21 protein-coding genes are annotated in these 21,320 nt (G+C 69.5%); 15 read left to right on the forward strand and 6 right to left on the reverse strand.

What is annotated here, in order from left to right; all coding sequences use genetic code 11:
• Positions 1-57 precede the first annotated feature (57 nt).
• The gene (locus tag ON31_RS11895) at positions 58-663 is read right to left on the reverse strand and encodes a TetR/AcrR family transcriptional regulator (protein WP_255222065.1); all 606 of its coding nucleotides are present in this window, start codon (positions 661-663) and stop codon (positions 58-60) included.
• A 67-nt stretch (positions 664-730) separates the two neighbouring features.
• Between ON31_RS11895 and ON31_RS11900 the strand changes: the two genes are divergently transcribed.
• The gene (locus ON31_RS11900) at positions 731-2,182 is read left to right on the forward strand and encodes an MFS transporter (protein WP_051037116.1); all 1,452 of its coding nucleotides are present in this window, start codon (positions 731-733) and stop codon (positions 2,180-2,182) included.
• A gap of 36 nt (positions 2,183-2,218) precedes the next feature.
• On the forward strand, positions 2,219-2,737 hold the full coding sequence (locus ON31_RS11905) for a DoxX family protein (RefSeq protein WP_051037117.1): 519 nt from the start codon (positions 2,219-2,221) through the stop codon (positions 2,735-2,737).
• On the opposite strand, the gene ON31_RS11910 is transcribed toward ON31_RS11905, so the two are convergent.
• Positions 2,691-3,077 (reverse strand): winged helix-turn-helix transcriptional regulator, encoded by a 387-nt coding sequence (locus ON31_RS11910; RefSeq protein WP_029928943.1) that lies wholly within the window; start codon positions 3,075-3,077, stop codon positions 2,691-2,693. The genes ON31_RS11905 and ON31_RS11910 overlap by 47 nt on opposite strands.
• Before the next feature lie 69 nt (positions 3,078-3,146).
• Between ON31_RS11910 and ON31_RS11915 the strand changes: the two genes are divergently transcribed.
• The 5 genes from ON31_RS11915 to ON31_RS11935 all read left to right on the forward strand — a co-directional run bounded on the left by ON31_RS11915 (position 3,147) and on the right by ON31_RS11935 (position 9,967).
• Complete coding sequence (locus tag ON31_RS11915) at positions 3,147-3,806, forward strand: nitroreductase family protein (protein WP_039812765.1); 660 nt, start codon at positions 3,147-3,149, stop codon at positions 3,804-3,806.
• Between the two features lie 108 nt (positions 3,807-3,914).
• Positions 3,915-4,877, forward strand: coding sequence for a DUF8129 domain-containing protein (locus ON31_RS11920; RefSeq protein ID WP_039812768.1), 963 nt, complete (start codon positions 3,915-3,917; stop codon positions 4,875-4,877).
• Positions 4,878-5,066: 189 nt separating this feature from the next.
• Positions 5,067-6,128, forward strand: coding sequence for a phenylalanine--tRNA ligase subunit alpha (pheS, locus tag ON31_RS11925; protein WP_051037118.1), 1,062 nt, complete (start codon positions 5,067-5,069; stop codon positions 6,126-6,128).
• A gap of 28 nt (positions 6,129-6,156) precedes the next feature.
• Positions 6,157-8,658 carry a phenylalanine--tRNA ligase subunit beta gene (gene pheT, locus ON31_RS11930; RefSeq protein WP_039812771.1) on the forward strand — a complete coding sequence of 834 codons (2,502 nt, stop codon included), beginning with the start codon at positions 6,157-6,159 and terminating at the stop codon, positions 8,656-8,658.
• 535 nt (positions 8,659-9,193) lie between these two features.
• A complete protein-coding gene (locus tag ON31_RS11935; RefSeq protein WP_039812773.1) occupies positions 9,194-9,967 on the forward strand; it encodes an alpha/beta hydrolase in 774 nt (257 codons plus the stop codon).
• Here ON31_RS11935 and ON31_RS11940 read toward each other — a convergent pair.
• Genes ON31_RS11940 through ON31_RS11950 form a run of 3 tightly spaced genes read right to left on the reverse strand, consistent with a single transcriptional unit; the run spans position 9,957 to position 12,162 of the window.
• Positions 9,957-10,364 carry a RidA family protein gene (locus ON31_RS11940; protein ID WP_029928933.1) on the reverse strand — a complete coding sequence of 136 codons (408 nt, stop codon included), beginning with the start codon at positions 10,362-10,364 and terminating at the stop codon, positions 9,957-9,959. The two genes, ON31_RS11935 and ON31_RS11940, sit on opposite strands and share 11 nt — an antisense overlap.
• 29 nt (positions 10,365-10,393) lie before the next feature.
• Positions 10,394-11,137: an IclR family transcriptional regulator gene (locus tag ON31_RS11945; protein ID WP_039812778.1), complete on the reverse strand. Its 744-nt coding sequence runs from the start codon at positions 11,135-11,137 to the stop codon at positions 10,394-10,396.
• Positions 11,134-12,162, reverse strand: a complete 1,029-nt coding sequence (locus ON31_RS11950) for a sugar kinase (RefSeq protein ID WP_051037119.1) — start codon at positions 12,160-12,162, stop codon at positions 11,134-11,136. The genes ON31_RS11945 and ON31_RS11950 overlap by 4 nt, the downstream gene beginning before the upstream one ends.
• 160 nt (positions 12,163-12,322) lie before the next feature.
• Between ON31_RS11950 and ON31_RS11955 the strand changes: the two genes are divergently transcribed.
• The 7 genes from ON31_RS11955 (at position 12,323) to ON31_RS11985 (ending at position 19,467) form a co-directional block, all read left to right on the forward strand.
• Positions 12,323-13,627, forward strand: a complete 1,305-nt coding sequence (locus ON31_RS11955) for a type III PLP-dependent enzyme domain-containing protein (protein ID WP_039812782.1) — start codon at positions 12,323-12,325, stop codon at positions 13,625-13,627.
• Entirely contained in the window at positions 13,581-15,242 is a 1,662-nt protein-coding gene (locus ON31_RS11960) for an N-acyl-D-amino-acid deacylase family protein (protein ID WP_081592393.1), read from the forward strand. Before ON31_RS11955 ends, ON31_RS11960 begins: the two co-directional genes overlap by 47 nt.
• Positions 15,239-15,865, forward strand: a complete 627-nt coding sequence (locus ON31_RS11965) for a bifunctional 4-hydroxy-2-oxoglutarate aldolase/2-dehydro-3-deoxy-phosphogluconate aldolase (RefSeq protein WP_039812788.1) — start codon at positions 15,239-15,241, stop codon at positions 15,863-15,865. The genes ON31_RS11960 and ON31_RS11965 overlap by 4 nt, the downstream gene beginning before the upstream one ends.
• A 3-nt stretch (positions 15,866-15,868) precedes the next feature.
• Positions 15,869-17,314, forward strand: a complete 1,446-nt coding sequence (locus ON31_RS11970; RefSeq protein ID WP_039812790.1) for a GntP family permease — start codon at positions 15,869-15,871, stop codon at positions 17,312-17,314.
• Between the two features lie 90 nt (positions 17,315-17,404).
• Complete coding sequence (locus ON31_RS11975; protein WP_039812793.1) at positions 17,405-17,911, forward strand: PspA/IM30 family protein; 507 nt, start codon at positions 17,405-17,407, stop codon at positions 17,909-17,911.
• Positions 17,912-17,952: 41 nt separating this feature from the next.
• Entirely contained in the window at positions 17,953-18,990 is a 1,038-nt protein-coding gene (locus ON31_RS11980) for a hypothetical protein (protein WP_039812796.1), read from the forward strand.
• A 117-nt stretch (positions 18,991-19,107) separates the two neighbouring features.
• Positions 19,108-19,467, forward strand: coding sequence for a DUF6188 family protein (locus ON31_RS11985; RefSeq protein ID WP_039812799.1), 360 nt, complete (start codon positions 19,108-19,110; stop codon positions 19,465-19,467).
• Positions 19,468-19,501: 34 nt separating this feature from the next.
• Here ON31_RS11985 and ON31_RS11990 read toward each other — a convergent pair whose 3' ends face one another.
• Complete coding sequence (locus tag ON31_RS11990) at positions 19,502-19,993, reverse strand: nitroreductase/quinone reductase family protein (RefSeq protein WP_051037120.1); 492 nt, start codon at positions 19,991-19,993, stop codon at positions 19,502-19,504.
• 177 nt (positions 19,994-20,170) lie between these two features.
• On the opposite strand from ON31_RS11990, the gene ON31_RS11995 reads away from it, so the two are divergent.
• A complete protein-coding gene (locus ON31_RS11995) occupies positions 20,171-21,313 on the forward strand; it encodes an alkaline phosphatase family protein (protein WP_172544852.1) in 1,143 nt (380 codons plus the stop codon).
• Positions 21,314-21,320 lie beyond the last annotated feature (7 nt).

The following is a 21,320-nucleotide window of genomic DNA, read 5'->3' on the forward strand; positions in this document are numbered from 1 at the left end:
CCGACCAGGATCGGCCGCCAAGGGCGCTGTCCGCGCACCGGAATCCCGCGATGCCGATCAGTCGTCGTGTTCGGCGAGGTCGGTGACGATCTCGGCGGCCCACTCGGTGCCGAAGCCGTCCCCGGTGATGGCTCCCATGGCGGCCATGTCGATGAGAAGCATGCCGGTGGCCATGAAGCGGCGGGTCTCGGCCACCGACGCGCCGGTGAGGTCGCGGACCAGGTAGTACATCCGGCCGTAGCGGTCGCGGGTCGCGGTGCCGATCTCCGGATCGGAGCTGGCGGCGAAGCCGTGCAGCAGCACCAGGCCGAGTTCGCGTTCGGCGAGAAAGGTGTGGAACGCCTCGCCCATGGTGGCCAGGCGTTCGGCGGGTGCGGCGTCGGGTACGGCTGCTGCGGCGGCGGTGCGGAAGATCTCCTCGATGCGGTCGCACACGCGCTGCAGCGCCGCCAGGAACAGCTGTCGCTTACCGCCGAACAGGCGGATCACATACGGCTGTGAGACGCCCGCGCGGCGCGCGATCTCATCGGTTCTGGTCGCGGCGTAACCGGATTCGGCGAAGGCTCCGATCGCCGCGGTGAGCACCTGTTCGCCGCGTTCGCTCGCCGTCATCCGGGTCCTGGTCATATCCGCCATCTCCTCCGTCTCGGTATGCCTTGACATGTTATCAGCGGATGCATACTCTTTCGGCAGTAAGTTATCAGTGGATAACAACTTAAGGATCTCGGGTATGTCCTCCACCCTCACCACCGCCCCGGCCGTCGCGCCCCCGGCGTCACCCCGCCCGCTCGCCGCGGTCCTGGCCGCGGTCGGAATTCCCATGTTCATGGTCACGCTCGACAACCTCGTGGTGACCAATGCGCTGCCGGTCATCCGCGCCGAACTCGGCGCATCCCTGACCGACCTGCAGTGGTTCGTGAACGCCTACACGCTGTCGTTCGCGACGCTGCTGCTCACCGCCTCGGCCCTCGGCGACCGGCTGGGCCGCCGCCGCGTCTTCCTGGCCGGTATCACGCTGTTCACCCTCGCCTCGGCGGCCTGTGCGCTGGCCACCGAACCGTGGATGCTGATCCTGTCTCGGGCGATCCAGGGCTTCGGGGCGGCGGCGGTGATGCCGCTGTCGCTGACCCTGCTGTCGGCGGCGGTCCCGGAACGGATGCGCAGCGCCGCCATCGGCATCTGGGGCGGCATCTCCGGCCTCGGTGTCGCACTCGGCCCGGTGGTGGGCGGCGCCGTGGTGGACGGACTGAGCTGGCAGTGGATCTTCTGGATCAATGTGCCCGTCGGACTGCTGGCGCTGCCGCTGGCGGCCTGGGCGCTGCGCGAATCCTTCGGCGGCGCACGGCGTTCGGATGTACTGGGACTGGTGCTCTCGGCCGGTGGTGTGCTCGCCGTGGTGTGGGGCGTGATCCACGGAGCCGACGACGGCTGGACCTCGGCCGGGGTGCTCACCGGACTGGTCGGCGGTGCGGTGCTGCTGCTGTCGTTCGTGCTGTGGGAGCGGCGGACGCCCGAGCCCATGCTGCCGTTGCGGCTGTTCCGCTCGCGCGGGTTCAGTGCGGTGAACGCGACCCTGTTCGCCTTCTCCGTCGGCGTCTTCGGCTCGATCTTCCTGCTGGCGCAGTTCTTCCAGGTGGTGCAGGGACTCTCGCCGCTGGAATCCGGTATCCGCACGCTGCCGTGGACGCTGGCTCCGATGGTGGTGGCGCCGCTGGCCGGACTCGTCGTCGACCGGGTGGGGGCGCGGGTGCTCATCGCGGTGGGCCAGCTGTGCCTGGCGGTGGCGCTGGCCTGGATGGCGCTGGTCACCACCGGGGACGTCGCCTACGCCGCCCTGGTGCCGCCGTTCCTGCTGGGCGGTATCGGTATGGGCCTGACCTTCGCGCCCGCCTCGGCGGTGGTGATGGCCAGCGCCGACCCCGCCGATCAGGGCATGGCCTCCGGCACCAACAACACCATTCGCGAGGTCGGCGTGGCCATGGGCGTGGCGGTGCTGGCGTCGGTCTTCTCCTCCTACGGCTCGTATCTGAGTCCGGACGCCTACACCGACGGGCTGGTGCCCGCCGTGTGGGTCGGCGCGGCGATCGTCGCGGTCGGCGGGCTCATCGCCCTGCTGCTGCCCGGCCGCCCCCGCCCCGCGCTCCTCGAAGAACGCACCCCCGCCGCGGAATTCGCGGCCTGATCCCGCCCTGCCCACCGATTCGATTGCGAGCGTCTCATGTTCGGAACCCTCATGCTCATGGTCGTCCCGACCCTGGTCTTCCGCCTGCTGGGCGCACTCGGCGTCCGCCGCTTCAGCACCTGGCGGGTGTCCTTCGCCCACGGCCTGGCCGTACTGCTGATGTTCACCGGCGCGGCGCATTTCGCGCCCGACAGCATCGATGTGATGCCGAGCCACGACGACCTGACCACCATGGTCCCGTCGGCCCTGCCGTTCCCCGGTGCCCTGGTCTACGTGACCGGGGTCCTGGAACTGCTCGGCGCGCTGGGGCTGATCGTCACCCGTACCCGCCGCGTCGCGGGCATCGGCCTGGCCGTGCTGTTCGTGCTCATGACCCCCGCGAACATCTACGTGGCGGTGAACGACATTCCGCTCAACGGTGATCCGGCCACACCGCTGTGGTTCCGCCTGCCCGAGCAGATCGTCTACATCGCGGTCGCACTCTGGGCGGCCGGGGTGGCGGTCCCGCTCATTCGGGCGCGGCGTGCGCCCGCCGCGCCCGCTCTATCTCGTTGATATTCCGCTCGGCCCAGTCTCGCAGTGCCGCGATCGGTTCCGCGAGGCTGCGGCCGAGTGCGGTGAGTTCGTACTCGACGCGCGGGGGAATGGTGGGATGCACGGTGCGGGTGACGAACCCGTCGGTTTCGAGCATGCGCAGCGTCTGGGTGAGCATCTTCTGCGAGACCCCGCCGATGCGGCGGCTGAGGTCGGTGTAGCGCATGGTGCCGCGCTCCATGAGCGCGTCCACGATGAGCACGGTCCATTTGCCCGCGATGTGGTCGAGGACCTGTCGGGTCGGGCACTTCTCGGAATAGCAGTCGGCGATCAGTCCCGACGAGTCCACCAGGGTTGTCACCTGTAGGAGAGTAGCGCACCAATTAGTGCCTTCTTCCCGGAAGGCGGTAACTCTCCAATAGTGAGAGACATGACCAACATCATGTCCGTCGCCACGGCCATCCGTACCCGCCGCACCATTCGCCACTACCGCCCGGACCCGGTGTCCGCCGCCGCTCTCGACACCCTGGCCGAACTGGCCATGGAGGCCCCCTCCAGCTGGAACCTCCAGGACCGCTCGCTGGTCGTCGTCACCGATCCGGAGGTCCGGGCGGATCTGGTCCGGGCCACCGACGGGCAGCCGCAGCCGCAGGAGGCCCCCGTCATGCTGGTCTTCGTCGCCGAACCGCAGGTGTGGCGCGCCGACCGCACCGACGTCTTCGACCTCGCCCGCCGCAATGGCGCGTGGACCGAGGAGTTCATCTCCGGATTCGACACGGCGGCAAGCCGATTCCAGCAGTCGCTGGCCGAGCGCGACCTGCTGCGCGAATACGCGGTCAAGGACGCCGTGATCGCCGCCACCTACACCATGCTCGCCGCCACCGAACTCGGCCTGGCCACCTCGCCCATGAACGGCTGGGACGAGGATGCGGTCAAGAAGGCTATCGGCATCGAGGATCGCGACGACCTCGCCATCGCCCTGCTCATGTCGGTGGGCTATCCCGCGGAGCGGCGTGCCCATCCCGGCCGCCGTCCGGTCACGGCGACGGTGTTCCGAGATCGCTATCCGGCGCGCACCGGCGGCCGATAGGGCCGGATCCGCGGCACGGCACGACGTTTCGGACGCTACAGCGGGGTAGTCACCAGAGCGGTGCAATGGTGCGCCGATGCGATGTCAACGCGACTAAGGACGAAAACCATGAGCACACGCGACATCACGATCCTGCTGGCCCAGCTGCGGACCGTCCGCGATCTGACCGACACCGAGATCCAGATCGCCGAAACCCGTGTCGCGCAGGCCCGGACCGACGCGGTGCGCCGCGAACTGTCCGAGAACGCCGACAATGCCCGCCGCCGGGTGGAGGCCATCGAATCCGCCATTCGCGAACTCGGCGGCGTGCCGCAGCTGGTCGGTCCCTTCCTCGGTCGGCTCGTCGCCGCGATCAAGGCGCTGGTCGAACAGGCGCAGCCCTTCGACGAGGCGCTGCTCGGCGACCTCGCCCTGGAACACCAGCTCCTCGACCGCGCCCGCTACATCAAGGCCCTGGCCACCGCCGCGCGGCGGCCCGATGTGGTGGCGCTGGCGGATCGACTGATCACCGCGCATTCGGCCACCGTGGAGTGGTTGACCACCGTGCTGGCCGAGGACGCGCTGGGCGGTCCGGCCGCCCTGCGCCGCACCCCGCTGCAGGCGGCCACGGGTGCGACGATGCGGCTGGTCAACGTGCCGGTCACGCTGTCGGTGCGCGGCATCGACCGCGCCCTGGACACCTTCCGCACCACCCCGCCCGCACTCGGCGACCTGCTCGAGCGCGGCCAGCACGCCGGTGATATCGCCGTCCGGACCATCTCGGCCTCCCGTGACGCCGCCCTGGAGACGGCCGAGCGGGTCGCCCGCCGGGAGGGCGCCGACAGCGCCGCCGACGCCCTGCACGCCCTGCGCACCAGCACCGGCGTGCTCGACCCCGACGAACTGCCGATCGACGACTACGAGGAGTTGAACGTCAACCAGGCCGTCGCCGCCATCAAGGAGTTGACCGAACCGGCCGACGTCCGCGCCGTGGTGGCCTACGAGGAGGCGCACAAGAATCGGCACGGCGTGGTCTCCGCGGCCCAGACCCGGCTCGCGGCGATCGCGCAGGATGTGACCGGGCGCAACTGAGCTTCCGGTACCGTCCACCGTCTCTCGACCACCGCGTTCACCCGCGCGGTAGGTGTCCCGCGCCACGTCCGCCGTGGCGCGGGCAAATGCGGGTGAGATGGGCTGCGTGCGTCGCCTAGGATTCCACCAGCAAGAATGTTTGGTGGGCATCCGCCCTACTCGTACCAGCCCAGGGGAGAGACGGACATCGTGGCCGACGATATCGACCGTGCCGAGCAGACCGCGGCATTGAGCGAGGAATCGCTCGCCGCCGCCGCGGAAGCAGCCGAGAAGGCGTTTGCCGCGGCCGCCGACCTGGAGGCACTGGCGGCCGCGAAAACCGAGTACATGGGCGGTAGGTCGCCCATCGCACTGGCACAGCGGTCGCTGGGCACCCTGCCCAAGGAGGAGAAGGCCGACGCGGGCAAGCGTGTCAATGTCGCCCGGCAGCGGGTGTCGCAGGCGTTCGAGGCGCGGCAGCGGGAGCTGCTGGCCGAGCGCGATGCCGCCGTGCTGGTCGCCGAGACCATCGACGTGACGCTGCCCGCGTCGCGCGCGGCGGTCGGCGCGCGCCACCCCATCACCGTGCTGTCCGAGCGCGTCGCCGATGTGTTCGTCGGCATGGGCTGGGAGGTCGCCGAGGGCCCGGAGGTCGAGACCGAGCACTTCAACTTCGACGCCCTGAACTTCCTGCCCGATCATCCGGCGCGCACCATGCAGGACACCTTCCACATCGCGCCGGAGGGTTCGCGGCAGGTGCTGCGCACGCACACCTCGCCGGTGCAGGTGCGGTCCATGCTCTCGCGCGAGCTGCCCATCTACGTGGTGTGCCCGGGGCGCACCTTCCGCACCGATGAGCTCGACGCCACCCACACCCCGGTGTTCTCGCAGATCGAGGGTCTGGCCGTGGACAAGGGTCTGACCATGGCGCATCTCAAGGGCACCCTGGACGCCTTCGCGCGGGCGCTGTTCGGCCCGGACACCACCACCCGCATGCGGCCCAGCTTCTTCCCCTTCACCGAACCGTCCGCCGAGGTGGACGTGTGGTTCCCGGACAAGAAGGGCGGGCCGGGCTGGGTCGAGTGGGGCGGCTGCGGCATGGTGAATCCGAAGGTGCTCATCGCCTCCGGCATCGATCCCGACGTGTACTCCGGTTTCGCCTTCGGCATGGGCCTGGAGCGGACCCTGCAGTTCCGCAACGGCCTGCCCGATATGCGCGACATCGTCGAGGGCGACGTGCGGTTCACGCTGCCGTTCGGCATCCAGTCCTGATCCCCGACCCAACGAGGAAAGCGAAAAAGTGCGAGTAGCGCAGTCGTGGCTGACGGAAATCCTGCGGCGGACCACCCGCGAGTGGTCGGTGACGCCGGAGGAACTCGACGCCGGTTTCGTCCGGGTCGGGCTGGAGGTCGAAGAGGTCGATCGGCTGCGGCCGGTCGGCGGCGAGATCGACAAGCCCCTGGTCGTGGGCCGGGTCGCCGAGATCACCGAACTGACCGAGTTCAAGAAGCCGATCCGCTTCTGCAAGGTCGATGTCGGCAATCCGGAGTTGCAGGAGATCATCTGCGGCGCTCGGAATTTCGCAGTCGGCGACCTGGTCGTGGTGGTGCTGCCGGGTGGCGTGCTGCCCGGCGGCTTCCAGATCACGTCGCGGAAGACCTACGGGCACACCAGCAATGGCATGATCTGCTCGGTCGCCGAACTGGGTATCGGCAAGGACCACAGCGGCATCCTGGTGCTCGAACCGGGCACCGCCGAACCGGGCACCGACGCCAATGAGCTGCTCGGCCTGGACGACACCGTCATCGAACTGGCCATCACCCCCGACCGCGGCTACGCCTTCTCGGCGCGCGGCCTGGCGCGTGAACTGGCCTGCGGGTTCGACCTGGAATACGCCGATCCCGCCGTACGCCTGCTGCCCGACGCCGAGGAACCGGCCTGGTCGGTGAAGATCGAACCGGAATCGCTGTGCACCCGGTTCGCGGTGCGCCGCGTCACCGGGGTGGACCCGAAGGCCGTGAGCCCGTGGTGGTTGCAGCGGCGACTGCTGCTCTCGGGCGTGCGGCCCATCTCCCCGGCGGTCGACGTCACCAACTACGTCATGCTGGAACTCGGCCAGCCGCTGCACGCCTTCGACGCCGCCAAGGTCACCGGCGGTTTCGTGGTGCGCCGTGCCAACAAGGGCGAGACGCTGCGCACCCTGGACGAGGCCGAACGCGTCCTCGACGCCGAAGACGTGGTGATCGCCGATGATTCGGGCGTCATCTCGCTCGCGGGCATCATGGGCGGGGCCAGCACCGAGGTCGGTGACGCCACCACCGACGTGATCCTGGAGGCGGCGACCTGGAACCCGGTCGCCATCGCCCGCACCGCGCGCCGCCACAAGCTGGGCTCGGAGGCGAGCCGCCGCTTCGAACGCGTGGTGGACCCGGAGCTGAATCTCGCCGCGCTGGACCGGGCCGCCACCCTGTTGGCCGAGATCGCCGGTGGCACCGTGGAATCCGTGCTCACCGACGTGCGGGTGCCGACCCGGGCCCCCGCACCCATCGCCATGGACCTGGATCTGGCCGACCGCACCGCGGGCGTCACCTACGAGCCCGGCACCTCCGCGCGTCGCCTCCAGCAGGTGGGCTGCGCCGTGGACGTCGATGTCAGCGAGTCCGGCCACGGTCAGCTGGTGGTCACCCCGCCGAGCTGGCGACCGGATCTGGTGCAGCCCGCCGATCTGGTGGAGGAGGTGCTGCGCCTCGAGGGTCTGGACAAGATCCCGTCGGTGCTGCCCACCGCCCCCGCCGGGCGCGGCCTCACCGCCGATCAGCGCCGCCGCCGCGCCGTGAGCAAGGCGCTGGCCTTCTCCGGGGCCGTGGAGGTGCCGCCGCCGGTCTTCATGTCCGCCACCGTCTTCGACACCTGGGGCCTGGACGCCGATGATTCGCGCCGCAAGACGCTGAAGGTGCTCAACCCGCTCGACGCCGAGCGCCCCGACCTCGCCTCCACCCTGCTGCCCGGACTGCTGGAGGTGGCCGGTCGCAATATCTCGCGCGGCGCACGGGATATCGCCATCTACGGCATCGCCCAGGTGGTGCTGCCCGGTGCCGAAACCGGAGCCGTCGATCCGCTGCCCGTGGACCGTCGCCCCACCGAGGACGAGATCGGCACCCTGCTGCGCTCGCTGCCCGAGCAGCCGGTGCACATCGCCGCCGTGCTCACCGGTAAGCGCGAACCGCGCGGCCCGTGGGGGCAGGGCCGCCAGGTCGAGGCGGCTGATGCCTTCGCACTGGTCGACGCCATCGCCGACGCCGCCGGAGTCGTGATCGAGCGGCGCACCGCCGCGTACCTGCCGTGGCATCCGGGCCGCTGCGCGGAACTGGTGGTGGACGGCACCGTGGTCGGCCATGCGGGCGAACTGCACCCCGCGGTGCTGGAGCGCTCGGGTCTGCCCCCGCGCACCTGCGCCCTGGAACTCGACCTGGACGCCCTGCCGTTGCGCGAGAACCGGCCCGCCCCTGTGGTTTCCGCCTTCCCGGCGGTCCTGCAGGACGTGTCGGTCAGCGTCGAGAAATCGACCCCGGCCGCCGCCGTGGAATCCGCGCTGCGCACCGGTGCGGGCGACCTGCTCGAGGACATCGCCCTGTTCGACGTCTACGAGGGCGCGCAGGCGGGCGAGGGCCGCAAATCCCTCACCTACGCGCTGCGCTTCCGCGCCCCCGACCGCACCCTCACCGAGGACGAGGCCAGCGCCGCCCGCGACGCCGCCGTCACCGCGGCGGCGGGTGCGGTGGGAGCGGTGCTGCGCAGCTGACACATCGGCAGACGACGGCAGACGACGGCCCGGAATCCGCGTGGATCCGGGCCGTCGTCATCGCGGTGACCTGCAATGTTCTGCGCGTTTCGCTGTCGTGTCGCGCAGCGGTCGCGTAGCATGAACGACGTCACCCCGTGTGATGGCTGAGAGGGTCAGGTGCCGCTGCTACGGCACCCGACCCGTGTGGGTTACCTAAACCGACGTATCAGTCGGATCAGGCACACGACCCCGGCGACTGCAGCAGCAGAGGCAAACGAGACTACTGCCCAGTTGACCGGGGTTTCCTGTGTGCGGGAGTGCTTCCCCATGACCCACCACCTCCTTTCTGGCGGGGCGACGAGGATCAGGCCAGGTCGCCACCCCCCTCGAAAAGAGGTAGCCACACCGTATCTGCGGGTTGACCAGCTCCGAGACTGTTTGCGGGTGCGAAGTTCCCATCGTCCGCGTGTCGGACGACACCTCCGAACCGGTGTCGGCGGACACTCCGGCGGGCAGCGGAATCGCATGCACCACCTGCTGGTAGGAAGAGACCATGCAGCATCCCGCCCGGCCCGTGCTCAATCTGCTCACGTTCCTGCCGCAGCAGCGGCGGATCGAGTTGACGCCCGCGGTGTACGGGACCGATTACGAGGAATTGCGGCTGCGGACCGGGGATGGGGAGACCATCGACGCGTGGTGGGTGCCCGCGCGGGGAGAACCGGTGGCGCACATACTGTTCGCGCACGGGAACGCGGGGAATATCGGGGACCGGTCGCCGATTCTGGCGCTGCTGTCGCGGGCCGGATTCGATGTGCTGATCTTCGACTATCGCGGATACGGGCGCAGTACCGGCAGGCCGAGCGAACAGGGCACCTACCTGGACGCTCGGGCCGCCCGGACGGCATTGCTGGAGCGGCCCGGGGTGGACCCGAACCGGATTGTCTACCTGGGCAAGTCGCTGGGCGGCGCGGTGCTGCTGGAACTGGCCACCGCCTATCCGCCCGCCGCGCTGGTGCTCATCTCCACCTTCACCGGATTGCGGGACGCGGCCGCGGCGGTCTACCCGATCCTGCCGAAGCTCTTCGTGCCCGACGCCTACCCGAGTCTGCGCCGCATCCGCAACCTGCGTGCGCCGGTGCTGATCATGCACGGCGACAACGACGAACTACTGCCACTGCGCATGGGGGAGCAGTTGTACGCGGCCGCGCCGGAACCCAAACGGCTCGTGGTGTTTCCGGGCGCGGGCCACAACGAGGTGGTGGCGCAACCGGAGTGGGCCGCGACCCTCTCCGCCTGGGTCGCGGCCAGTCTCGGCATCACGCGCTGACGATCGCCACCGCGTCTATCTCCACCAACATCTCCGCGCGCGGCAGACCGGTGAACACCGTGGTGCGCGCGGGCAGCACATCACCGGTGGTGTGCGCGGTGACGAAGGCCCCGTAGGCGTCGTTCATGATCGCGAAATCCTCGCGCTTGGTGAGGTAGACGCGCAGCATCACCACATCGTCGAAGCTCGCGCCACCGGCCTCCACGATGGCCTTCACGTTGTCGAGGGTGCGGGTGGTCTGGGCGGCGACATCGCCGGGGTACAGGTACTCGTTGGTGACCGGATCCACCGGCCCCTGCCCGGATACCTGCACGAACGGCCCCTTGCGCACCCCCTGCGAGAAGGTGTGCGCGGGCGCGGGCGCGGCGGTGGTGCGGATGGCGATCTTCTCACTCATGGTGAACCTTTCGGATGTCGTTGGTGATGTCACGGACTCCAGCCGAGTTCGGCGGAGACGGCGTCGGCGGCGGCGCGCACCCGGGGGAGCTGGGCGAGCACCTGATCGTGATCGAGCAGCATGTCCGGCACCGACATCGACAGCGCCGCCACCACCGCCCCGGTGCCGTCGCGGACCGGGACGCCGATGCAGTTGACGAAGCTCTCATGCTCCTCGTGGTCCTCCGCATAGCCTTGTGCGGCGACGAGTTCCAGTTCGGTCAGGTAGGCGTCCGGATCGGCGATGGTGCGATCGGTGAACCGCGTGTATTCGATGCCCTCGGCGATCGCCCGCCACCGCGTGCGCGGCTGCGCGGCGACGAGCACCTTCCCGACCGCCGTGCAGTGCAGCGGTGCGGGACGGCCTACCCGCGAGTACATCCGAACACTCTGTGTCGCATCGAGTTTGTCGATGTAGACCGCCTCACCGGACTCGTAGACCGCGAGGTGGATGGTCTGACCCGTGGCGGCATTGAGGTCGGTGAGATGCGGTCGCGCCACCGTGCGGATATCGCGGCTCTCCAGGGCGCGATTGGCCAGCTCGAACAGTCGTGAACCGAGGCGGTACCGGTGTTCGGCGTCATGGGTGACGAAACGCTCGCCCTCCATGGTCTGCAACAGCCGCAGCACCGTCGATTTGTGTACACCCAGCCGAGTGGCCAACTCGTCCAGGGATTTCGAGTCCTCACCCAGTTCGGTGAGAATGGTCAGCGCGCGCAGCAGACTCTGGCTCATGAGGCCACATTCTCGGTCATGACGGCGTCGGGGTAGCGCAGTCGGGACCATTCGGCGGTATCCAGGGCGGCCAGCGTCGCCAACCGCGCCGGTGGCGGGAGTTCGGCGCCGTCGCCCACGGCCGTGAGCGCCGCCGCCGCGCACAGATGACCGAAGCGCAGCAGGTGCTCGTGCGGTCGCCCCTGGAGCAGCGCGCCCAGGTAGCCGCCCGCGAAAGCGTCTCCGGCACCGATGCGTTCGGTCACCGTGAGCGCGAGGGCGGGCACCTCGAGTCGGCGCTCGCCGAGGAAGCCGATCACCGCGTGCGCGTCGTTCTTGACCACCAGATGCCGCGGCTGCGGGAACAGTGCGCGCAGCCGATCCGGATCGCCGGTGCCGAAGACCGCCGCGGCCTCGTCGGAGCCGAGGAACGCCACATCAGCGCCGCGCACATGCCGGGCCAGCACCTCGGCGGCATTCGCGGTGCGTCGATGCCACAGCGCCGGACGGTAATTCAGATCGAAGCTGAGCAGCCGGTCGCCGCGCGGCCGGGAGAGCAGGGAGTCGGTGAGCGCCGTTGCGGAATCCGAGAGCGCCGTGGTGATGCCGGTGAAGTGGACGACCTCGCAGCCGTCGAGCAGGGCGGCGGCCGCGTCGTGATCGGCGGGGGACAGCGCGCTGGCGGCGGATCCGGTGCGGTAGTACAGCATTCGGCTGGCACCGGCCGCCAGATCGCCGGGTGTGTCCGAGCCGCCGCCGCGCTCCTTCACATAGACGGCGGTGGGCCGCTCGGTATCGACGGCCACGGCGGAGATGTCCACGCCGCGTTCGCCCAGATGCCGCACCAGGTACCGGCCGAAGCCGTCGTCGCCGACACGGGAGATCCAGGCCGTCGGCACCCCGAGTTGGGTCAGCACGGCCGCCACATTGGCCTCGGCGCCGCCCGCCCCGCGCTCGAAGACGGGGGAGTCCTCGAGTGGTCCCGGCTGGGCCACCAGCACGGCCAGTCCCTCGCCCACGGTCACCGCCCGCGGCCGGTTCGGCATAGGCCAGATCACACGAACTCCCTTCGAACCCTTGCGGCTTTCGGCCATCCCGTGCAGACTAACCACCACTTACATATTACGCAACAAGCGTTGCGAAATATGCAATGCATAGCGGCTATCTCGCCGCCCGCCGCGAACCGTGAATACCGAAGGGAGTTCCGTGGCCATCGACAAGGACGCCGTCGCCGCGCTGGACGAGCGCAGGCTGGGTCCGGAACACAAGTCCCTCCCGCCCGCCGCGTGGGGACTGTCCGTGCGCGAATACCTGGACACCGCACCGCATCTCGACGACCTCGCCACCCCGGTGCTGACCGTGGACGCCGCGGCCATGGAATCGAACCTCGCCGTCATGGCCGACTGGACCCGGGCCGCCGGGGTGCGACTGGCCCCACACGGCAAGACCACCATGGCCCCGCGGCTGTGGGAGCGCCAGCTCACCGCCGGAGCCTGGGGGATCACCCTGGCCACCGGCTGGCAGGCGCAGGTGGCCCGCTCCTTCGGCGTGGACCGCATCCTGCTGGCGAACGCCCTGGTCGATCCGGTCGCGCTGCAGTGGGTCGCGGCGGAGCTGGCGGCCCACCCGGAGTTCGAATTCCTGTGCTGGGCCGACAGTGTCGCCACGGTCGAACTCATGGACCGCGTCCTGGAGTCCGCCCCGCGCACCGATCGGCTCACCGTCCTGGTCGAACTGGGCGGGCCGCACGGGCGCACCGGCGCGCGTTCGGTGCAGCGGGGACTCGAGATCGCGGCGGCGATCAGCGCGTCGAAGCGGCTGCGCCTCGGCGGTGTCGGCGGCTACGAGGGTGCGCTCGCCCACGACCGGACCGATGGCGCGCTGGCCGCGGTGCACGGCTACCTCGACGATCTGACCCGACTGCACGGTGAGATCGCCGCCGCCGGAATGTATCCCGGTGCGGCGGTGATCACCGCGGGCGGCAGCGCCTACCCGGAACTGGTGGTCGAACACCTCGCCGGACTCGCGGACGAGGACGGCGCACGCGGCGTCGCGACCACGGTGGTGCTGCGCTCCGGCGCGTACCTGATCCACGACGACGGCTTCTATGCCGGAATCTCCCCGCTCGCCGCGGGGCACACCGAGCGCCCGCTGCGCTCGGCCATGCACGGGTGGGCGCGCACCGTCTCCCGGCCGGAACCGGAGTTGGCGCTGCTCGATGCCGGAAAGCGCGATCTCCCGTTCGATGAGGGGCTGCCGGTCCCGCAGCGGATCGCGGGACCGGCAGTGCGCGCACTGCCCGCCGGGGCCACGGTGTCGGCGCTCAACGACCAGCACACCTTTCTACGGCTGCCCGGCGCTGCCCCGCACGAGGTGCCGGTCGGCAGCGTGGTGCGGCTGGGGTTGTCGCATCCCTGCACCGCCTTCGACAAATGGCGGCTCATACCCGTGATCGACGATGCCGATGCCGAGCGGCCCCGCGTGGTCGATCTGCTGCACACCTTCTTCTGAGGCGACCGTGTCCGAACTGCTGATTCGCGATATCGACATCATCGACGGGACGGGCGCGCCGCGACGGCGCGGCGACGTCCTGGTCGACGGCGGCCGCATCACCGCCCTCGCCGAACCCGGCTCGATCGCCGCTGCCGACCGGGTGATACCGGGTGAATCCCTGGTTCTCACTCCGGGTTTCATCGATATGCACGCCCACTCCGATCTGCACCTGCTCACCGATCCGGGCCACTTCCCCAAACTCAGCCAGGGGGTGACGACCGAGGTGATCGGGCAGGACGGCCTGTCCTACGCACCCGTCGACGGGCCCACCCTCGATATCGTGCGCCGCCAGATCGCCGGGTGGAACGGCAATCCGGATCTCGACTTCGACTGGCGCACGGTGGGGGAGTACCTGGACCGGCTGGACCGGGGCATCACCCCCAATGCCGCCTACCTGGTGCCGCAGGGCACGCTGCGGCTGCTCGTCGTCGGCCCGGAGCAGCGGCCCGCCACACCCACCGAGATCGACCTCATGCGTGAACTGCTCGCGCGCAGCCTGGCCGAGGGCGCGGTCGGCATGTCCAGCGGCCTCACCTATACGCCCGGAATGTATGCCGACACCGACGAATTGGCGGCTTTGTGCGAGGTGGTCGCGGCGGCGGGCGGCTTCTACGCCCCGCACACCCGCTCCTACGGGAAGGGCGCACTGGCCGCCTACGCCGAGATGATCGGGTTGGCCCGGCGCACCGGCTGCGCGGTGCACCTCACCCACGCCACCATGAACTTCGGCGAGAACCGCGGGCGCGCACCGGAACTGCTCGCCATGATCGACGACGCACTGGCCGAGGGCTGCGATATCAGCCTCGACACGTACCCGTATCTGCCCGGCTCCACCACGCTGTCGGCGCTGCTGCCGAGCTGGGTCATGTCCGGCGGGCCGGATGCCGCGCTGGCCCGCATCGCCGACCCGGTCCAGCGGGTGCGCATCGCCGCCGACGTCACCGTGAACGGCTCGGACGGTTGCCACGGCGTGACCGTCGACTGGGACACCATCCAGCTCAGCGGCGTGCGCAACCCCGAACTCGGAGCGTACGTCGGCCGCACCGTCAGCGAGATCGCCGTCGACCGCGACCTGCCGCCGGTGGCGGTGTTCTTCGACCTGCTGACCCGAGACCAGTTGGGCACCACCATTCTTCAGCATGTCGGCCACGAGGAGAACGTGCGCGCCATCATGCGCCACCCGCGTCACATGGGCGGCAGTGACGGCCTGCTCGTCGGTGAGCGGCCGCATCCCCGGGCGTGGGGCACCTTCCCGCGCTACCTCGGGCACTATGTGCGCGAACTCGGGCACCTGGAACTCGAGGACTGCGTCAACCACCTCACCGGACGGCCCGCCGAGCGGCTGCGACTGCGCGACCGCGGGCTCATCCGTGCCGGGTACGCCGCCGATCTGGTGATCTTCGATCCGGCGACCATCGCCGACACCGCCACCTTCGAGCAGCCGAAACAGCAGGCGCGCGGCATTTCCCACGTACTCGTCAACGGCGTCTTCGCCCTCGACGAGGGCAGACCCACGGGCGCGCTGGCCGGTCGCGCGCTGCGCATGAATTCCGAGCGGAAGGAGACCCGGTGACCACCGCCCTGGAGGTGATCCGCACCGATCGCGCGTTGACGGTGGTGCGTGCGCCCGAGATCCCCGACCCGCTCGCACTCGCGAATACCTTGGCGGGGGCTGGAATTCGAGCACTGGAACTCACCTTCACCACCCACGGCGTGCTGGATTGCCTGCGCAAGGCCGCCGAGTCGGCGCACGCGGTGGTGGGTGCGGGCACGGTGCTCACCGCCGACCAGGCCGAGGCCGCCATCGACAGCGGCGCGCGCTTCCTGGTGACGCCCGGGCTGCGCCCCGCCGTCGCCGCGGTGGCCGTGCGGCGCGACATCCCGGTCGTCATGGGGGCTTTCACACCCAGCGAGGTCATGGCCGCACTCGATCTGGGCGCGGCGGCGGTGAAGATCTTCCCCGCCCGCGCCCTCGGGCCGGGCTATCTGAAGGATCTGCGTGGCCCCTTCCCAGAGGTGGATCTCATTCCCTCCGGCGGTGTCAACGCGGCCAATGCCGTCGATTTCCTCGCGCACGGCGCGGTGGCCGTCACGGCCGGAACCGATGTCGTCGCACCCTCCGATGTCGCCGCGGGCCGCTGGTCCGCCATCGCCTCGCGCGCGGCCTCGTTCGTTCGATCCCTTGAAGTGAGGTAACCCATGGGCGCCACCGTCGACTGGCTGCGCACCACCACCCCCGGGCTGCTGGTGCTGTGCGGGCTCGCCATCGCCGTGCTGCTGCTCGCGATCATCCGGTTCAAACTCGAACCGTTCATCGCCCTGCTGCTCACCGGCCTCGGCCTGGCCCTGGCCGCCGGACTGCCGGTCTCCACCATTGTCGGAACACCGTTGAAGGCCGGGGAATCCCTGCTGGAGACGGGATTCGGCGGCATTCTCGGCCATATCGCGGTCATCATCGGCCTCGGCACCGTGCTCGGCGCGATCCTGGAACGCTCCGGCGGCGCGGACGTGCTCACCGAGAAACTGCTGAAACTCTTCGGCGACCGGGGCGCTCCCATCGCCATGGGCCTGCTCGGCCTCATCTTCGGCATCCCGGTGTTCTTCGATGTGGGCATCTTCGTACTCGCGCCGCTGGTGTACGTGGCCGCCAAACGCGGGGGTCGGTCGCTGGTGTTGTACGCGATGCCCATGCTGGCGGGACTGTCCATGACGCACGCCTTCCTGCCGCCGCATCCGGGGCCGGTCGCCCTGGGCGGCCTGCTCGGGGTCAGCCTGGGCTGGCTCATTCTGATCGGATTCGTCTGCGGCATCCCGGGTTTCATCGCGGCGGGCATCGTGTGGGGCGGCTGGATCGGCAAGCGCGTGCAGGTCGAGGTGCCCGAGGACTTCCTGGTGCGGCCGCGCCAGTCGGCCGCCGGGGAGGGGCCCGGTACCGCGACCGACCCGAAAACCGGTGTGCTGGAACAGAAAGCGCCCTCCGTCGCGCTCATCGGGTCCATCATCGCCATTCCGCTGCTGCTCATCCTCGGCGCGACCTTCGGCAGCCAGATTCTCGACGACGGCTCGCGCGCGCTGGCCGTGCTGACGTTCCTGGGCACGCCCGCCGTCGCCCTGCTGGTCGCGGTGCTCATCGCCTTCTACGTGCTCGGTATCCGGCGCGGGTCCAGCGTGCAGGAACTGGGTGTGCTCACCGGCGAATCGCTGCGGCCCATCGGCATGCTGCTGCTGGTCGTCGGCGCGGGCGCGTTCTTCGGAAAGGTCATCTCCGCCACCGGAATCGGCGCGGCACTGGCCGACACCATGTCCGCGGCCGGGCTGCCCGTCATCGTGCTGGCCTACCTGATCAGCTGCGGGCTGCGCATCGCGCAGGGATCGGCGACGGTCGCCATCGTCACCACCGGCGGCATCGTCGCCCCGTTGCTGGTCGACCAGGGATACTCGCAGCTGGCACTGGCGCTCATCGCCATGGCCATCGCGGCGGGCTCCATCATCCTCAGCCACGTCAACGACGGCGGCTTCTGGATCATCGCCAAGTACTTCAACCTCTCCGTCAAACAGACGCTGCAAACCTGGACGGTGCTCGAGACGGTGCTGTCGGTGGTGAGTTTCGCGGTCGCGGGCCTGCTGTTCGCGCTCCTCGCCTGAGGCGATCGACGGTGGTCGATGGCGGCGGGAGCCAGAGCCCGCCGCTATTACTTCGCGCCGAATGTCCGATTCGGTGCGTAACCTGGCTCTATGACTGATGCCGGTGAACTCGCGAGAGCCCTCTCGAGCCTGTCCGATGCCGACGTGGCCGCCGTGGTGGCCGCCGCCACCGATGGTCGCGCCGCCCTGGGAGCGCTGCACGAGGTGGCGGCCTCACTGGCCGCGACCACCGGTCATGTGCCGGTCGCGGTGGGTGTGAGTACGGACACTCAGATTGGCGCGAACTATCCACAGCCCGACGCGCCGGGGGCGTTCGGGCAGGTCGGGGCCGCTCCTGTGACCGCCGGCATACCGGAGCCGACGCCGGGTATCGAAGCGGTCGGGGGCTATTCGCCCGGTGGAGTCCCTACTTTCGAGTCAGTTCGCGATAAGGTCGAGCAGCGCTACGGCACCGCGCGGGGGATGGGCGAATTGGATCGGCAGACACCTGTGGGCCGCAGCGTCGCCGAACAGTGGGATGCGCGGGAGAAGGCCGCGCGGGAACGCCTCGAGCAGATCCGGAAATCGGTCCACGAACAGGACTCCGATCAGCCGTAGCCTGCGCGGGCGGTCCCGGATCAGCAGATGGGTGGAAGCCGATGACCGAGCCGCGTGAGATCGCAGAACGACTCCTGGACGCCCAGGTCGAATACCTTGTCGGAGAAGTGAGCGGCGACCGGTTCGCCGAGGTGGTCGCCCGCGATGTGGAGGCCGTGCTCGGTGTCGCCGACACCATGGTCTTCCGCGAGGTCGTCGGCATCGACGAGGCCAAGCAGACCGTCGCCACTGTGATCAACCTGATCGGCGGCAGCCCCGTACTGCGGGATGTGGTGAGCGTCTTCGCCGACTCCATCTACGACAATATCGCCGAGAACAACGACTACACCCTCGGTGACGTGGTGGACCGCGAACCCGTCGAACAGCTGCTGGAGAAGATCTTCGGCATGCACCAGGCGCAGGAGCGAATTCTGGAGCGGCTCACCGAGAGTCCGCTCATCGCCACCGTGGCCTCGAAGTTCGTGGACAAGCTGATCAACGACTTCATGGAGTCCAATCGGCAGATGGCGGGCAAGATCCCGGGTGTGGGATCGCTGGTGTCGCTGGGCACCTCGGCCGCCAAGCAGGCGCGCAAGGCCGCCGAGAAGGCCGCCGGCGATGGCACCTTCCTCGGCGAAATGGCCGGTAAGGGAGCGCAATTCGCGCTGAAGCGCACCAACAACGCGATTCGCGAGATGTTGCGCGACGCGCCCGTGCACGACGCCGCCATGGAATTCTGGGATCTGCACGCCGGGGAGCCGGTGAGCGGTCTGCGCGAATACCTCTCGCAGCAGGAACTGCGCGAACTCGCGGTGATCATCTACCAGATCGCGCTCACCACTCGCGAGAAGGAGTACTTCGGGCTGCTCGTCGACGAATGTGTGGACGTGTTCTTCACCAAGTACGGCGATCACACCCTCGCCGCCATGCTGCCCGAACTCGGACTCTCGGGCGAGGACATCGCCGGGGAGATCCTGCGCTACGGTCCGGCGGTCATCGAGCAGGCCAAGCGAAACGGTGTGCTGTCCAAGCTGATTCGCGAGCGGCTGGAGCCGTTCTTCCTGTCCGAGCAGGTGCTGGGCATCCTCGCGGACGCCTGACCGGAGTGCGACGGCTCACAGTCGCGGCCGCGCTATGAGGCCGCGCACGGACCGGAGCGCCCCCGGCGCACCGGTCCGCCCCTCGGGCACAGTGGAAACAGAGCCCGAGGAGGAAACATGGAACTGCCGATCACCGGCCGGAACCTGTGCGTACTGTCGACGGAGCCACTGCTCGCCCTCGGCGTGGGCGAATACGAACTGCACATCGGCGGCGAACTCGCCGTGGAAACCTCCAACGGCATCGAACACTTCGTCGTGGGCGACCCGACCCGCGACAACGGTGACCTGGTGGTCCTGCTCGACGGTGTGATCACCACGGCCACCGTCCCCGACTCCGGCGGCCTCCGCCTCACCCTGGACACCGGCCGCACGGTGGTGATCGAGCCGGACCGGTACTTCGAGGCATGGTCGCTCACCGGCCCGAACTACCTGGCCGTCTCCATGCCGGGCGGCGAACTCGCGGTCTGGTCCACCTGAACGGTGGCCTGACCGTACTCGTGCCGTGCGGCACTCATTCCGTACGGCGCAGCACCGCGATGGGGAACCGGCGTGGGCTCAGGGCCTGGTAGGTGGCGAAGTTGGGGTAGCCGGCCACCAGCGTGCGCCAGTGTCGGTCGTACTCCACCTCGTCCTCGACCAGGCGCACCGCGACCGGCCACGTCTCCGGTCCGACCTGCACCTGTGCCGTGCCCGCGGCCATGAGGTTCTTCCACCAGTTCGGCGCGCCCGGGTTGCCGCCGTTGGAGCCGCAGACCAGCAGGTCGTCGCCGTCGCGGATGAGCATGAGCATGACCGGGCGGGGTTCGCCGGACTTGCGGCCGGGCACGGTCAGGCGGAAGACCGGTTTGCCCTCGAGGGTGGTGAAGCGGGAGCCGCCGAAACGGGTGTAGAGCCTGCCGTGCAGTCGCGCGTAGAACCGCGTCACCGGCCCGAGGCGGGTGCTCGCGAAGTGGTTGAACCGTCCGGTCAGTCGGAGCGGGACGTCGGATTGCTTGTCTGCCATACCTGTTCCTCGTGCCGGTGGCGGTGACGAACCCACCCTACCGACTGCTTGGTAGTTCGTCAGCGTCGTTCGCCTCGGCGGCGGCGCGCACCGCGGGCGGGCGGTGCTCGGGCCGACCGGGGCGTCGTCGCGGCAATCCCCTTGTCCGCCGTCTGTGATCTTGGGATGGTGGGAGGCGTGTTCACTGTGCCGCGCTACGGACAGGCATCGCTGTCCGATCTGTTCCCTTCGCTCCTGGCCGGGTTGGGAATTCCGGGAGAGACGGACCGGCTCGGACTGGGATTGGACGCGCGGCGCGTGTGCGTCCTGCTGATCGACGGGTTGGGCTCCGAACAGTTGGCCGAGCACGCCGATATCGCGCCATTCCTGGCCAGCGCCGATCCCCGGAGCCTGACCGCCGGATTCCCGACCACGACCACCACCAGCCTGACATCCCTGGGTGTCGGCGTGCCGCCGGGGGAGCACGGTCTGGTGGGGTACCTGCTGCGGGTGCCCGGACACGATCGGTTGATGACGCCGCTCAAGTGGGGCCTGTTCGGGGCCGGGCCGAAGGTCGATCTGCTGAAGGAACTGTCCCCGGAGGAATTCCAGCCCCGGGCGACGGTGTTCGAGCGGGCCGCGGCAGCCGGGGTCGCGGTCACCCAGGTCGGGCCGATTTTCCAGGCCGGATCGGGATTGACCCGGGCGGCCTTCCGCGGCAGCGACTTCCGCTTCGACGTCTCCATGGGCGATCTGGTGGACGGCGCGCTCACCGCGCTGCGACAGGGCGACCGCTCCCTGGTCTACGCCTACCACGCCGACCTGGACACCACCGGCCACGTGCGCGGTCCGGGCTCACCGGCGTGGAAATTCGAGCTGACCAATGTCGATCGCGCCGCGCAGGCCATCGCCGAACGACTGCCCGCGGACGCCGCGCTGCTGGTCACCGCCGACCACGGCATGGTGGAGGTCGACGAGCGCATCGACTTCGACACCGATCCGGCCCTGGCCGACGGCGTCGGCGATCTGGGCGGCGAACCCCGCGCCCGCCACGTCTACACCCTGGACGGCGCGGCCCCGGATGTCGCCGCCGCCTGGTCCGAACTCCTCGGCGACCGGTTCGACGTGGTACTGCGCGCGGATGCCATCCAGCGCGGGTGGTTCGGTCCGGTCATCGCTCCGGAGAGTTTCGACCGCATCGGCGATCTGGTCGTGGTGGCCCGCCAGCGCGCGGGCATCGTGCGATCGGCCGTCGAACCGCTGCAATCCGGCATGGTCGGCCATCACGGCTCGCTGACCTCGGCCGAAATGCATGTTCCGCTGCTGGTGTTCCGGCCCTGAACCGACC

Origin of the sequence: Nocardia otitidiscaviarum NBRC 14405, from assembly GCF_000308635.1 — a bacterium.
GTDB classification, from domain to species: Bacteria; Actinomycetota; Actinomycetes; order Mycobacteriales; family Mycobacteriaceae; genus Nocardia; species Nocardia otitidiscaviarum.

Coding starts and splice junctions, on each gene's coding strand:
- ON31_RS11895 (WP_255222065.1), bottom strand. CDS start 663: ATGTCAAGGCATACCGAGACGGAGGAGATGGCGGATATGACCAGGACC.
- ON31_RS11920 (WP_039812768.1), top strand. CDS start 3,915: ATGAGCACACGCGACATCACGATCCTGCTGGCCCAGCTGCGGACCGTC.
- ON31_RS11975 (WP_039812793.1), top strand. CDS start 17,405: ATGACTGATGCCGGTGAACTCGCGAGAGCCCTCTCGAGCCTGTCCGAT.
- ON31_RS11985 (WP_039812799.1), top strand. CDS start 19,108: ATGGAACTGCCGATCACCGGCCGGAACCTGTGCGTACTGTCGACGGAG.
- ON31_RS11915 (WP_039812765.1), top strand. CDS start 3,147: ATGACCAACATCATGTCCGTCGCCACGGCCATCCGTACCCGCCGCACC.
- ON31_RS11900 (WP_051037116.1), top strand. CDS start 731: ATGTCCTCCACCCTCACCACCGCCCCGGCCGTCGCGCCCCCGGCGTCA.
- ON31_RS11950 (WP_051037119.1), bottom strand. CDS start 12,162: ATGCCGAACCGGCCGCGGGCGGTGACCGTGGGCGAGGGACTGGCCGTG.
- ON31_RS11980 (WP_039812796.1), top strand. CDS start 17,953: ATGACCGAGCCGCGTGAGATCGCAGAACGACTCCTGGACGCCCAGGTC.
- ON31_RS11945 (WP_039812778.1), bottom strand. CDS start 11,137: ATGAGCCAGAGTCTGCTGCGCGCGCTGACCATTCTCACCGAACTGGGT.
- ON31_RS11970 (WP_039812790.1), top strand. CDS start 15,869: ATGGGCGCCACCGTCGACTGGCTGCGCACCACCACCCCCGGGCTGCTG.
- ON31_RS11990 (WP_051037120.1), bottom strand. CDS start 19,993: ATGGCAGACAAGCAATCCGACGTCCCGCTCCGACTGACCGGACGGTTC.
- ON31_RS11905 (WP_051037117.1), top strand. CDS start 2,219: ATGTTCGGAACCCTCATGCTCATGGTCGTCCCGACCCTGGTCTTCCGC.
- ON31_RS11940 (WP_029928933.1), bottom strand. CDS start 10,364: ATGAGTGAGAAGATCGCCATCCGCACCACCGCCGCGCCCGCGCCCGCG.
- ON31_RS11960 (WP_081592393.1), top strand. CDS start 13,581: ATGCCGAGCGGCCCCGCGTGGTCGATCTGCTGCACACCTTCTTCTGAG.
- ON31_RS11935 (WP_039812773.1), top strand. CDS start 9,194: ATGCAGCATCCCGCCCGGCCCGTGCTCAATCTGCTCACGTTCCTGCCG.